General features: G+C 63.1%; 13 protein-coding genes. 4 read left to right on the plus strand and 9 right to left on the minus strand.

The window, feature by feature from the left end; translation table 11 throughout:
• Window positions 1-75 precede the first annotated feature (75 nt).
• Window positions 76-804, plus strand: coding sequence for an SDR family NAD(P)-dependent oxidoreductase (locus tag VWY75_RS15275; RefSeq protein ID WP_416538167.1), 729 nt, complete (start codon window positions 76-78; stop codon window positions 802-804).
• A gap of 94 nt (window positions 805-898) precedes the next feature.
• Here VWY75_RS15275 and yihA read toward each other — a convergent pair whose 3' ends face one another.
• The 9 genes from yihA to rpmH form a co-directional block, all read right to left on the minus strand.
• Complete coding sequence (gene yihA / locus VWY75_RS15280) at window positions 899-1,549, minus strand: ribosome biogenesis GTP-binding protein YihA/YsxC (RefSeq protein ID WP_340546618.1); 651 nt, start codon at window positions 1,547-1,549, stop codon at window positions 899-901.
• On the minus strand, window positions 1,549-2,301 hold the full coding sequence (locus tag VWY75_RS15285; RefSeq protein WP_416538168.1) for an MOSC domain-containing protein: 753 nt from the start codon (window positions 2,299-2,301) through the stop codon (window positions 1,549-1,551). Before VWY75_RS15285 ends, yihA begins: the two co-directional genes overlap by 1 nt.
• A complete protein-coding gene (gene yidC / locus VWY75_RS15290) occupies window positions 2,298-4,115 on the minus strand; it encodes a membrane protein insertase YidC (protein ID WP_416538169.1) in 1,818 nt (605 codons plus the stop codon). Before yidC ends, VWY75_RS15285 begins: the two co-directional genes overlap by 4 nt.
• Before the next feature lie 639 nt (window positions 4,116-4,754).
• A complete protein-coding gene (locus VWY75_RS15295; protein ID WP_340546621.1) occupies window positions 4,755-6,299 on the minus strand; it encodes a bifunctional diguanylate cyclase/phosphodiesterase in 1,545 nt (514 codons plus the stop codon).
• 66 nt (window positions 6,300-6,365) lie between these two features.
• The gene (ttcA, locus tag VWY75_RS15300) at window positions 6,366-7,253 is read right to left on the minus strand and encodes a tRNA 2-thiocytidine(32) synthetase TtcA (RefSeq protein ID WP_416538170.1); all 888 of its coding nucleotides are present in this window, start codon (window positions 7,251-7,253) and stop codon (window positions 6,366-6,368) included.
• 94 nt (window positions 7,254-7,347) lie between these two features.
• Complete coding sequence (locus VWY75_RS15305; protein ID WP_340546623.1) at window positions 7,348-7,581, minus strand: hypothetical protein; 234 nt, start codon at window positions 7,579-7,581, stop codon at window positions 7,348-7,350.
• A gap of 386 nt (window positions 7,582-7,967) precedes the next feature.
• A complete protein-coding gene (gene yidD / locus VWY75_RS15310) occupies window positions 7,968-8,225 on the minus strand; it encodes a membrane protein insertion efficiency factor YidD (protein ID WP_340546624.1) in 258 nt (85 codons plus the stop codon).
• A 141-nt stretch (window positions 8,226-8,366) separates the two neighbouring features.
• Window positions 8,367-8,816: a ribonuclease P protein component gene (gene rnpA, locus VWY75_RS15315; RefSeq protein ID WP_416538171.1), complete on the minus strand. Its 450-nt coding sequence runs from the start codon at window positions 8,814-8,816 to the stop codon at window positions 8,367-8,369.
• A gap of 26 nt (window positions 8,817-8,842) precedes the next feature.
• Window positions 8,843-8,977 (minus strand): 50S ribosomal protein L34, encoded by a 135-nt coding sequence (gene rpmH, locus VWY75_RS15320; protein WP_005980833.1) that lies wholly within the window; start codon window positions 8,975-8,977, stop codon window positions 8,843-8,845.
• A 374-nt stretch (window positions 8,978-9,351) separates the two neighbouring features.
• On the opposite strand from rpmH, the gene VWY75_RS15325 reads away from it, so the two are divergent.
• From VWY75_RS15325 to VWY75_RS15335, 3 genes are read left to right on the plus strand one after another with little or no spacing between them, the layout of a single operon-like run.
• The gene (locus tag VWY75_RS15325) at window positions 9,352-10,155 is read left to right on the plus strand and encodes a TVP38/TMEM64 family protein (protein WP_416538172.1); all 804 of its coding nucleotides are present in this window, start codon (window positions 9,352-9,354) and stop codon (window positions 10,153-10,155) included.
• 2 nt (window positions 10,156-10,157) lie between these two features.
• A complete protein-coding gene (locus VWY75_RS15330) occupies window positions 10,158-11,579 on the plus strand; it encodes a dihydrolipoyl dehydrogenase family protein (protein WP_416535589.1) in 1,422 nt (473 codons plus the stop codon).
• 16 nt (window positions 11,580-11,595) lie between these two features.
• On the plus strand, window positions 11,596-12,984 hold the full coding sequence (locus tag VWY75_RS15335) for a sensor histidine kinase (protein ID WP_416538173.1): 1,389 nt from the start codon (window positions 11,596-11,598) through the stop codon (window positions 12,982-12,984).
• Window positions 12,985-13,043 lie beyond the last annotated feature (59 nt).

Genomic DNA, 13,043 nt, shown 5'->3' on the forward strand with positions numbered 1-13,043 from the left:
ATACCGAAACGGGGCCTGCGGGCTGTGAGGTCAGAGCGGCCTCCGACACGGGCCTGAGGCCAAGGAATGGTAGCCATGCGTAAGAAAACCCTGTTGCTGACCGGTGCAAGCCGCGGCATTGGCCATGCGACGGTGCAGCGGTTCAATGCCGAAGGCTGGCGGGTGATCACCTGTTCGCGCCAGCCGTTTCCGGCGGAATGCCCCTGGGGCGGAGGTGAGGAGAATCACATACAGGTGGACCTGTCCGATCCGACCGACACGATAAACAAGGTGGGTGAAATTCAGGACCTCTTGGGTGGACAGCTGGATGCGCTGGTCAACAATGCGGGCGTGTCCCCCAAGGGTCCGAATGGCGCGCGGTTGAACACGCTGGACACAGATCTGATGACCTGGGGCAAGGTGTTCCACGTGAATTTCTTCTCCTCTGTCGTGCTGGCGCGGGGGTTGAAGGACGAATTGGCGGCGGCCAAGGGCTCGGTTGTCAATGTGACCTCGATCGCGGGCAGCCGGGTGCATCCGTTTGCGGGCGCGGCCTATGCCACCTCGAAGGCGGCGCTGGCGGCGCTGACCCGCGAGATGGCGCATGATTTCGGCCCTCTGGGCGTGCGCGTCAATGCGATTGCGCCGGGCGAGGTGGAGACCGCGATCCTGTCGCCGGGCACCGACAAGATCGTCGAGAAACTGCCGCTGCAACGGCTCGGTCAGCCGGAGGAGGTGGCGGCCGCGATCTATTTCCTGTGTTCGGGCGAAAGCTCCTATATCTCCGGTGCGGAGATTGAAGTGAATGGCGCGCAGCACGTCTGATAGCGGCTCTAATGCAGCTATCAGAGACGAAAACGCCCCCGGGATCGGCTGATCGCGGGGGCGGTTCCATGTGGCGGGCTGCGCAACAGCTGCGTTATTCCAGACCCGCGATGATCGAGCGCAGCGTGGCGATGCCGTCGCCTTTCTCCGAGGAGGTCAGCACGATCTCCGGGTAGGCTGCCGGGTGTTTGGACAGCGCCTTGCGGACCTGCTCCATGATTGCGGCGCGGTCCTTGTCCTTGACCTTGTCGGCTTTGGTCATCACGCATTGAAAGGTGACCGCAGAGCTGTCGAGCCGGGTCATGATCTCGTCATCGACGGCTTTGATGCCGTGACGGCTGTCGATCAGCACAAAGGCACGGCGCAGGGTCTGGCGACCCGAGAGATATTGTTTCAGCAGGCGCTGCCATTTCTCGACAATCGGCAGCGGCGCATTGGCGTAACCATAGCCCGGAAGGTCGACCAGATAGAGATCGGGGCCTTGGGTGAAATAGTTGATTTCCTGCGTGCGCCCCGGCGTGTTGGAGGCCCGCGCCAGACCTTTGGTCCCGGTCAGCGCGTTGATCAGGCTGGATTTGCCCACGTTGGAGCGGCCCGCGAAACAGACCTCGATCCGGTCGGCGGGGGGCAGGCCGGACATGGCGACCACGCCTTTGACAAATTCCGACTGGCCGGCAAACAGCTTGCGGCCTTTTTCGGTCATGATTTCATCTGGCGATTCGGCCAGGGGGAACGGCATCTGCATCAGAGCACCTTTATACTATCGCCGACGCGGATCGCGCCGTCTTTGATGACCTCTGCATAGACAGCGAAGTCCTGGTGACCCCAGGTGTCGCGCAGCGTCTTGAGCGTATCTGCGTCACGCTCGCCGGTCTCGGGGTTGGTTGTGGTGGCCAGACAGCGCACGGTGCGTTCACGGACGGTCAGCACCGCCTCGCCGATCTGCACGTCGCGCCCGATCCAGGTGTTTTCTTCCCAGGCGGTGCCGGTGTCAAACCAGATGTTGCCGCGCCAGCGCTGCGGCGACAGCCCATGGCCAATGGCGGTTTCCACCGCGCGGTGAGACGCCCAGTTGCACAGGCTGATCGACGGGAAATCGCTGTCGGTCATGCCACGGCCCGGAACCCGCAGAATGCGGGCCGAGGCGGCGCGGTCCTCTGGCATCAGGGGGCGCACCCAGTCCAGAAACCGCGGCAGATCCGCCGCGTCATCGGGGCTGAAGCTGAGGTTGTCCAGCTGCGGGTGGCTCAGGGTGACCTGGCCCGTGGCCTCGTCATAGCGGGCTTCAAGCGCCATCAGCTGCGGTGCCTTGGCGACACGGCTGAAATTGGCGCAGGGCGCCCAGGCGCTGCCGTCAGCCTTGGAGGCCTCATGTGCAACCGCCCAAACGCGATCGCCGGGCAGACACTGCCCGGCGACCAAAGAGGCGCTCTCCAGCGGCTCCCGACCATGTGATTTGATCGGATGCCGCCAGATATGAGTTATGCCTTCGCTCATTTCTTTTCAGCCTTTGGCGTCTTCTTGAAGCCGGATTTGATGTTGCCGAAGACATCCGGCTTGTAGCCGTGGCTGCGCATGATCAAATACTGCTGCGTGAAGGTGATGGTGTTGTTCGCGATCCAGTAGACCACCAGACCGGAGGCAAAGCCGCCCAGCATGAACATGAAGACCCACGGCATCCAGGCAAAGATCATCTGCTGGGTCGGATCGGTGGGTGCCGGGTTCAGTTTCTGCTGCAACCACATCGAGATACCGAGAAGGATCGGCAGAATCCCGATGAAGATCGTCGCCATCAGCGTGCCCTCGACCGGAGCGGCAAACGGCAGCAGGCCAAAGAGGTTCATGATCGAGGTCGGATCCGGCGCGCTCAGATCCTGGAACGGACCAAAGAAGGGCGCGTGACGCAGTTCCAGCGTCACAAAGATCACCTTGTAGAGCGAGAAGAAGATCGGGATCTGGATCAGGATCGGCAGACAGCCGGCGGCCGGGTTGACCTTTTCCTTCTTGTAGAGCGCCATCATCTCCTGCTGGAGTTTCTGACGGTCGTCGCCCGCCTTCTCCTTGATCTCCTCCATCCGCGGCTGCAGCTCTTTCATCTTCGCCATGGAGGCGTAGGATTTATAAGCCAGCGGGAAAACGAGGAGCTTGATCAGCACGGTCAGGCCGATGATCGCCCAGCCCATGTTGCCAATCAACGCATTCAGCCAGTGCAGAACCGCAAAGATCGGCTTGGTCAGGAAGAAGAACCAGCCCCAGTCGATGCTGTCGAGGAAGCCCTCGATGCCGTCTTTCTGATAGCCGCGAATGGTCGCCCATTCCTTGGCACCGGCAAACAGCATGGTGGTGGCTGCGCTGGTTTCGCCATCGGCGACGGTGACGGTCGGCAGCACGATATCGGTCTGGTAGATGTCGCGGCGCTCATCGAATTTGGCGATGGAGCGGAACGGCTGGCCGGGATCCGGCACCAGGGTCGACATCCAGTAATGATCGGTGAAGCCGATCCAGCCGTTGGTCTCGACCGCGGTCACGGCGGCGCGGGCGCCGGTGCGGGGGTCGATCTCGAAATCGGTCATGTCGTCATAGTCGATTTCGGCCAGGGTGCCGTCGGCCATGCCGATCACGCCTTCATGCAGGATGAAGAAATTCTTCAGGTCCTGCGGCTCACCATGGCGCGCCAGGGTGCCATAGGGCGCCAGCGCCACGGTCGCGCCGGAGGCGTTGGTGACCGACTGGGTGATGGTAAAAAGGTAATCCTCATCCACCGCGATGGTGCGGGTGAAGGTGAGCCCCTTGCCATTATCCCAGCTGAGCGTGACCGGGGTGTCCGGGGTCAGGGTTGCCTCGGTATCGGCCTGCCACAGGGTGTTGGCCCCGGGCACGTCGTCGGGACCCAGCCCGGCACCGGGCGCCCAGCCGTAAAGGGCGTAATAGGCATTGGGATCACCGGCGGGGGACAGCATCTTGACGATGGCGGCACCCTCTTCCAGCGAGACGCGGTAATCCTTGAGAGACAGATCGTCGAGACGCCCGCCTTTCAGGGAAATGCTGCCGGAGACGCGCGGCGTGTCGATGGTGAGACGCGGCGCCTCCGCAGCGGCCTCAGCTTCGGCGCTGACATCAGCGCCATCGGTTCCGGCCGCAGGATTGGCCGCAGCAGGCGCGGTCACGACATCGCCTGTGGCGGTTGTCTCCGCGACCACGGCGTCCGGCTGGATCTGCGGCTCTGGTGGGGGGAAAAAGATATACCACCCCAGAATCACCAGGAAGCTAAGCGCGGTTGCGAGAAGAAGGTTCTTGTTCTGATCGTCCATTGGGGACTGCCACCTCGTGTATGGAATGACAGGGTGTGGTTCAACAGAGATGCCCCCCAAAGGTCAAGCGGAATCGCCCCCATCGTGTCCTTGCGACGCGGTTGAAGGGGGATTTCGTCCGATCCCTGGCGCAATTGCCGGATCAGGACGGCATGTCGCGACCCGTCGGGCGCGGCACGCGGCCTACGACAGCAGATCCATGTCGCGGTGGATCAACCGGCGGTGCAGGCCGCCCCGGGTGGGAGCGAGGGCGCGGCAAGGCTGCGGGAGGGCGGGACAGGGAACGGGGAGCTGGGAACGGGGAACGGGCGGGGCTGGGAGCGGGCGGGATTGAGAACGGGCGGGAGTGGGCAGCGCGCGTGACTGGACCGCAAGAGACCGCGCGCCAATGATGCCCGCACGCATAAGGCACAAGACCCTCAGCGGCCGAGGGCGCCCGTTTTGCTGTGCCGAACCTGCCGGGGCCGAGCCGGTCGCCGGGAGTTCCTGCGCAGAACCGCCGGGTCGCTGCGCCAGGACGAAGCAGAACCCGTGACTGGGCGGCGCGCGCAGACAGGGGGCAACCGGAACCAATCGGAACCAACCGGGGCCGATTGCGTAGATGGTCGCCGAAGGGCGGGGGACTGGGATGTCAGCGGATCAGCTGCTGTGGCGCCCGATACTCGGGGCCTCCTGCAGCTTTGCCTCATGGGCGGCGATCCAGTCGAGAGTCTGATCAAAGGGCATCGGACGGCCAATGCCAAAGCCCTGCACGTGATCGCAGCCCAGCTGGGACAGGAGGGCATGTTCGCCAACGGTCTCCACCCCTTCGGCGAGGGTTTCCAGCTCCAGCCGTTCGGCCATGGTCAGGATGGCGGCAATCAGCTTTTGCTGTTCGGGGTCGCGGTCGGCTTTCATGACGAAGGAGCGGTCGATCTTGATCCGGGATACGCGGAACCGCTGGACCGCCGCGATGGAGGCATGGCCGGTGCCGAAATCATCCAGATCAATGCCGCAGCCCAATTCGCCAAGGGCGGCGATATTGCGGACGATCATGTCATCCGGGCGGTCGGTCATCACGGTTTCGAGGATCTCGACGCAGAGCCGGTCCGGGGTGAGGCCAAAACGCTCAAGCTCCCATTGAATGCGCTCCACCAGATTGGCGTTGCGCAACTCGTCGGTGGCGAAATTCACACCGACCGAGGGGACATGCAGGCCGGCGGCATCCCAGGCTTTGAGCGCGGTGAGCGCGTTGTAGAGCATGATTTCGCTCAATCGTTCCATCAGCCCGGCGCTCTCCAGATAGGGCAGGAAGGACATGGGCGCGATCATCCCGCGTACCGGATGGGACCAGCGGGCCAGCGCCTCAAACCCGGAGACACGGCCGGTGTCGGTGCAGATCTGCGGCTGGAACCAGGCCTGGATCTGACCGTTTTCCAGTGCCTCGGTCACCTCGTCGATCATGTCTCCGCGCGCCTTGCTGCGCTGATCCATTTCGGGGGAGAAGGCGCGAATGCCGGACGGGCCATTGTTCTGCGCGTCCAGCAGGGCCGTGCAGGCGGCGCCCATCCAGTCGCTGCCTGCCGGTTTCGGGCTGCGGCTATGGAGGCAGAATCCGATGGAACAGGAAATATAGAGAGAGGCACCATCAACCGAAATCGGCTCTTCGATGGCGGCCTGAAGCCGTCCGGCCATCTGGATCGAGAGTTCCAGATCCATTTGCAACACCGGTGTGAGGCAGATGGCAAACCGAGAATCGCCAATCCGGGCGACATAGTCCTGCGGGCGCAGGATGGAGATGATGCGGTCGCCACAGCGGTTGACCAGCTGATCGGCGGTTTCCTGGCCGTGGCGCTGCGCCAGCTCCTTGAAGTCATCAAGCTCAAGCACAAACACGGCCGAGCGCAGGCCGGTATCCGCGGCGCTGTCATAAACTTCCGAGATGATTTCGCTGAACCCGTCGCGCATCATCATGCCGGTCAGGCTGTCGCGTGGCATGGCGGGGCGGCGGAAATAGGAAAAGCCACCGGAGGCGACAAGAACCAACGGCAGGCCAAGAGCAACGGCCAGCAGCGCCACCTCGCCACCCATCCAGAAAGTTGCCAGTGTGAGGGCCGGCAAAAACGCAAGCAGCGGCGGCCCCAGCAGCACCGGGGCAATCCGTTTCCTGACCTGTGTCAGCGTCTGCGACAGCATTTTTGTCATCTGTAGACCTTTCACCTACGGCATGTGGTGCTGGCTACAGATTAAGGTCGCGGTCTGACCGGCAAGTTAACGCAAATCGGGAATTTCGTCCGAATCCGTCCCCAAATCAGGTTTTTTCAACATAAGAGCGGAAAAATCGAACAGCTTGGGGTCCAGAAGATGCGAGGGACGGGCATTCATCAACGCCCGGAACATCACCTGACGGCGTCCGGGGCTGTTTGATTCCCACTGATCGAGGATCTGTTTCACCTGCTGGCGCTGCAACCCGCCCTGGCTGCCGCAGAGATCGCAGGGAATGATCGGATAATTCAGAGCCTTGGCGAATTTTTCACAGTCCACCTCGGCGACATGGGCGAGGGGGCGAAACACGAACAGATCGCCCTCTTCATTGACCAGTTTCGGCGGCATGGTTGCCAGACGACCCCCGTGGAACAGGTTCATGAAGAAGGTTTCCAGAATGTCGTCGCGATGATGGCCGAGCACCACCGCAGAGCAGCCTTCCTCGCGCGCGATGCGGTAGAGGTTGCCCCGGCGCAGGCGCGAGCAGAGCGCGCAAAACGTACGGCCCTGCGGAACCTTATCCATCACGATACTATAGGTGTCCTGATATTCGATGCGGTGCGGCACGCCCATCTTTTCCAGAAACTCCGGCAGCACGGTGGCCGGAAAACCGGGCTGGCCCTGATCGAGGTTGCAGGCCAGGAGATCCACGGGCAGCAATCCGCGCCACTTCAGCTCGTAAAGCACCGCCAGCAGGGTATAGCTGTCCTTGCCGCCCGACAGGCAGACCAGCCATTTCGGCGTGCTGCCGTCCTCGCGCCGCTCGACCATGCCATATTGGTCAATCGCCTCACGGGCGTAGCGCACGATCCGTTTGCGGAGTTTCTTGAACTCCGTCGTCGAGGGGGCGCCGGCAAACAGCGGGTGGATATCGTCCAGATCATCATCAAGCATGGGCGCGCCCTAGCCGAGGATCGGCGTTTTGCCAAGGAAAAAAGGTGATCCCGGCGGGTAGCAGGCTTCTGCCTGCCGGGATCGTCAACCGGGATCAGAAATAGGGGCGCGACGATGGCAGCCTGTCGGCGAGCGGTGGCAGGCCAATATCCCGGCGCAGATGGTTGCAGATCGGCAGCGTGCTGGCGCGTCTGCGCGGCGGGCTTTGTGCGGCAATCATCTGGCGCAGGATCGCCGTCAGGGTCCGGCGCAGGCCAAGATCGGCCAGAATCTGCGCCAATGCGGCATGGGGGTCGCGGAGCGGGGTGGGAAATTGTGTAGATGTCATGCGTGTTTCCGGCTGCATGCAGACGGGTCCTTTGTTGTGAAAGATGACAGGTGTGCCCAGACCATGCAGCAAAGACGAGGTCGAAGACCGGATCAAAGACAGGCGTCGACGATGGCTTCGCTAGGGGTGGTCTGGGATGGTACGATCAGATCGGGCGCACATCAGTGCTGAGCCGCGATCAAGGCAGACTGGATCAGGCGCGCGCCTGTCCTGTGCAGCCCGCAGGAGCACGTCGCGATTGAACAAACTTATTCATAAACAGCCCTCCTGCATCTATAGGTTGATCGTTTCAGAGCCTTAGCACGGCCCGACTGCCCCGGTTATACCGGTATTCCATACTGTGGCAGAAATGGCGCGCAGCTTTGGCGGGCATCGGCCCGGACTGGTTATCGTCGATCTGCGGTCTTGTCATGGCTGTGGTCACAGCCCGGCACCGGGTCGTAGCCATCGCCGCCAAACGGGTGGCAGCGGCCGATCCGGCGCAGCGTCAGCCAGGCCCCACGGAGGGCGCCGTGTTTCTCCAGTGCCTCAAGCGCATAGGCCGAGCAGGTGGGCTGATAGCGGCAGTTGAAGCCGACCCAGGGGCTGAACAGCAGCCGATAGGCGCGCACGGGCAGGGCAAGGAGATGGGCCAGCGGGGTCATGGGAGTTAGATAGGCAGAGTTGAGCGGTATGGCAATCAGGACCGCGCCTGAGTGCGGGGGGAGAGCGGAGCCGCCTTCCCGTGGGGAGAGGAGCCGTGTGCTGCGCCAGCTGCCTGCCGGGCAAATCGCCTTCGGAAACGATTACTTGCCGTGGATTTTCTTCAGCGCGTAGATGAGATCGTTTTGCAGATCTTCAAAGGGGCGCTCGGCGGTCTCTGTCGCGCGCCCGATCAGGACATAGTCCCAGCCGGACCGGCCATGCAGGGGCAGAATCAGCCGGGCGACTTCGCGCAGCCGGCGTTTGGCGCGGTTGCGGGCCACGGCATTGCCGACCTTCTTTGAGCAGGTAAAGCCCATGCGGATGGTATCGCCGCCGGCTTCGCCGTCCTGGCGGCGTTTGCGACCCTGCACCATCATTCCCTTGGTGCCCTGACGGCGGGCGCGTGCCGCTGCGAGAAAGTCGCGGCGTTTGGCGATCACCTCCGGGCGGGGCAGTGGGCGGTCCAAGGTATCAGATACGCAAACGGACACCGCCGGAGACCTGGTCCCTTGGGCAGCTGAGCCGTCCTTGGGGGTCTCCGGCGGTGTCATGTCCGTCTGAACAGTGCTGGGCGCGATTACGCGCTCAGCGACTTGCGACCGCGTGCGCGGCGTGCGTTCAGGATCTTGCGGCCTGCCTTGGTGGCCATGCGCGCACGGAAGCCGTGGCGGCGTTTGCGAACCAGGTTCGAAGGCTGATAGGTGCGTTTCATCGCTCCGGTCTCCAACTGTTTACATCGGGACGGCGCGGAATCGGCCACCCGGGGGTCTATCTCGAAGCCCGGTCTCTAGAAGGGAATGACCGGCGAGTCAAACCCCAAGGCGGTTGTTTTCTGCACGAAATGCAACATTTCCATGAAAACCGGGCGCTGAAGCCCCTTTAGCAGAAGATATTTGTAACAGACAGAGGGGCGCGCGCTGTTTGGCTCACTTTTTTGCAGGCAATGATCAAGCGGGCGTGAAGATATCGCCCGTGGTCTCGTACCGGGGCCATTTAGCAGGTAGCCAGAGACACAGACCCGCCGCGTCTGCGGTGCCGACCATGACCGGCCAGCCACTGGCCCAAGACAGCAGGATTTGACCACCGATGCCAGATCATCCCGAGCAGCCCGATATCGCGGAGCATTCTCCGGCCCAGCCCACCGCATCCGAATCGCGTGACAGGGCAGAGAAGAAACCGACGCTGACCCGGTTCCTGCCGCTGGCCGTGGTGCTGGTTGTTGCGGTGATCGGGGCGATGACGCTGGGCGATTACCTGACGTTTGAGACCCTGCGCGACAATCGGGTGGCGCTGATGGCGTTTCGCGATGAGAATTATCTGGGCCTCGTTGGCCTGTTTGTGCTGGCCTATGTGACAATTGTTGTATTCTCGCTGCCGGGCGCCGCTGTGGCCTCTGTCACCGGCGGGTTCCTGTTTGGTCTGGTGGCGGGCACGCTGTTCAACGTGCTGGCAGCCACCATTGGTGCGGTTGGCATCTTTCTGGCGGCGCGCTGGGGGCTTGGAGCGATGCTGACCCACCGGCTGGAAGCGGCGGAGGGCCGCGTGCGCATCCTCAAACAGGCCCTGCGGGAAAATGAGATCGAGGTGCTGCTGCTGCTGCGGCTGGTGCCTGCGGTGCCGTTTTTTGTCGCCAATCTGCTGCCCGCGCTGGTCGGGGTGAAGCTGGTGAATTTCCTGTGGACCACGGCGGTGGGGATCATCCCCGGCGCCATCGTCTTTACTTGGATTGGTGTGGGCCTTGGTGCGGTGTTTGACCGGGGCGGGACACCTGATCTGTCGCTGTTGTGGGAGCCGTTTGTGATCGGGCCGATCCTTGGTCTGTGCGTGTTGGCGGCGCTGCCCATGCTGCTGAAGAAACGCCGTCCCGCGGCCTCCGGAAAGGACCAGTGACCATGCAAGAGCTAACCTGCGATCTTCTTGTGATCGGCGCCGGGTCGGGCGGTCTCTCTGTTGCGGCAGGGGCAAGTCAGATGGGCGCCGACGTCGTGCTGCTGGAAGGGCACAAGATGGGCGGCGACTGTCTGAACTATGGCTGCGTGCCGTCGAAATCGCTGCTGGCCAGCGCCAAGGTGGCCTATGGGCAGGCCCATGCCAGCGCCTATGGTGTCGCCGATCAGCTGCCGGTGGTGGATTACGCCGCCGCCAAGGACCACGTGCAGGACGTGATCGCGACCATCGCCCCGGTCGACAGCCAGGAGCGGTTCGAAGGGTTTGGTGTGCGGGTGATCCGCGCCTATGGACGGTTTGTCGATGATCGTGTGGTCGAGGCCGGGGAGCACCGCATCACCGCCCGGCGCATCGTGATTGCCACCGGATCCTCGCCCCTGGTGCCCCCAATCGACGGGCTGGCCGATGTGCCCTATTATACCAATGAGACGCTGTTTGACCTGCGCGAGCGGCCCGATCACCTGCTGATCATCGGCGGTGGTCCGATTGGCATGGAGATGGCGCAGGCGCACATCCGGCTGGGCAGTCAGGTCACGGTGATCGAGGGCGACAAGGCGCTGGGCAAGGACGACCCGGAGCTGGCGGCCATCGTGCTGGAGCAGCTGCGCGAGGAGGGCGTCGAGATTGCCGAAGGCGCGCAGGCGGAAACTGTCGCCTCCACCGAGGAGGGCGGCATTCGCGTCACCGCGAAGGATGGCCGGGTGTTCGACGGCAGCCACCTCCTGATGGCGGTGGGGCGCAAGGCCAATATCGACCGGCTGAATCTGGAGGCCGCCGGTGTCGAGACCAACCGCGCGGGCGTGGTGGTGGACGACAGCCTGCGCAGCAGCAACCGCCGGGTCTATGCCATTGGCGATGTCGCGGGCGGGATGCAGTTCACCCATGTGGCGGGCTATCATGCCAGTGTGATCATCCGGTCGATCCTGTTCGGCCTGCCGTCGAAGGCCAAGACCAGCCATATTCCCTGGGCCACCTATACCGCGCCCGAGCTGGCGCAGGTCGGGCTCACAGAAGCGCAGGCGCGCGAGAAACATGGCGACCGGATGGAGGTGGCGCGGTTCGACTATCACCACAACGACCGCGCGCTGGCCGAACGTCACAGCACCGGCCTGATCAAGGTCATGGTGGTCAAGGGGCGCCCGGTCGGCGCCTCTGTCGTGGGGCATCAGGCGGGGGAGCTGGTGGCGCTGTGGTCGATGGCCATCGCCAATAACCTGAAGATGAGTGAGGTCGCGGCCATGGTGGCGCCCTATCCCACCATTTCAGAAGTGAATAAACGCGTCGCAGGGGCCTATTTCTCGCCACGGCTTTTTGATAGTCCAATGGTGAAACGAGTGGTGCAATTTGTGCAGCGCTGGCTCCCGTAACGCCGGAAGGGGCTGAATGCTCAATACGCTTTCAGGCAGATTCCTGATCCTGACCACGGTCTTCGTGATGTTGGCCGAGATCCTGATCTTTGTGCCCTCCGTATCCCGGTTCCGTCTCGATTATCTGGCCGACCGTCTGGAGCGGGCGCAGATCGCGTCGCTGGCGCTATTGGCGGATGACATGCTGGACACCGAGCTGGAGGCGGAGCTTTTGGAGAATGCCGGTGTCTTCAACGTGGTTCTGCGGCGGGACGAAGTGCGCCAGCTGGTGCTGTCCTCACCGATCCCGGCGCCGATTTCGGGCACTTATGATCTGCGGATGAGCAGCCCGTTTGCACTGATCGGCCATGCCATGCAGCGGCTGGTCACGCCGGAAAACCAGATCATCCGGGTGATTGGGGCGCCGGTGCGCGACGCTGGTCTTCTGATTGAAATCACGATTGAAACCAAGGGTCTGCGCGATGCGATGATTGATTACGGGCTGCGTATTCTGCTGCTCTCTGCGGTGATCTCGATCTTTACTGCCGTTCTGCTGTTTGCTGCGGTGCGCCGGTTCATGGTGAAGCCGATCAAGGGGGTCATCGGCTATATGCAGCGCTATGCGGCGGCGCCGGAGGATGCCCGTGGGATCATCCACCCCAGCGCCGGTGTGCGTGAGCTGCGCGAGGCCGAAGAGGCGCTGATGCAGTTGCAGACCGAGCTCACCCATGCGCTGAAACAGCGCGAACGGCTGGCCCAGCTGGGCGGCGCTGTTGCCAAGGTCAGCCATGATCTGCGCAATATCCTGACCTCGGCGCAGCTGTTCACCGACCGTATCGAGATGAGCGAAGACCCCCTGGTGCGGCGCCTCGCGCCGAAGCTGGTGAATTCGATCACCCGCGCGGTCTCGCTCTGTGAGGGGACATTGGCCTTTGGCCGGGCAGAGGAGCCGGCGCCGACCTTTGGCCGGGTTGCACTACACGGTCAGGTGGAGGACATCCTGGAAAGCGAAAGCCTGGCCGGCGGAGCGGAGGGGCGTGTCACCTTCCGCAATGAGGTGCCCGTCGATCTGAGCCTGCGGGCGGATCCCGAGCAGCTGTTCCGCATCGTGATGAACCTGGTGCGCAATGCCCGTCAGGCGATCGAGGCCAGCGATCAGCCGGGGCAGATCACCCTGTCGGCGCGTGAAGATCACGAGGCCTGGTGGATCTCCGTCACCGATACCGGCCCCGGCCTGCCGGTGAAAGCGCGGGAGAATCTCTTTACCCCGTTTCAGGGCGGCATCCGCAAGGGCGGCACCGGCCTTGGCCTTGCCATCGCGGACGAACTGGCCCGCGGCCATGGCGGCATGGTGGTCCTGCGCGACACCGGTCCTGAGGGCACGGTATTCGATATCTGTCTGCCCAAGGGCGACGGCACTCTTTGACGCCGCCGTGCCCGCAATCCGCGCGTCGGAACGCCCCAATCGCAAAAAGAAGAAAACCT

This window comes from Phaeobacter sp. JH20_08, assembly GCF_048056635.1.
Lineage (GTDB): Bacteria > Pseudomonadota > Alphaproteobacteria > Rhodobacterales > Rhodobacteraceae > Phaeobacter > Phaeobacter bryozoorum.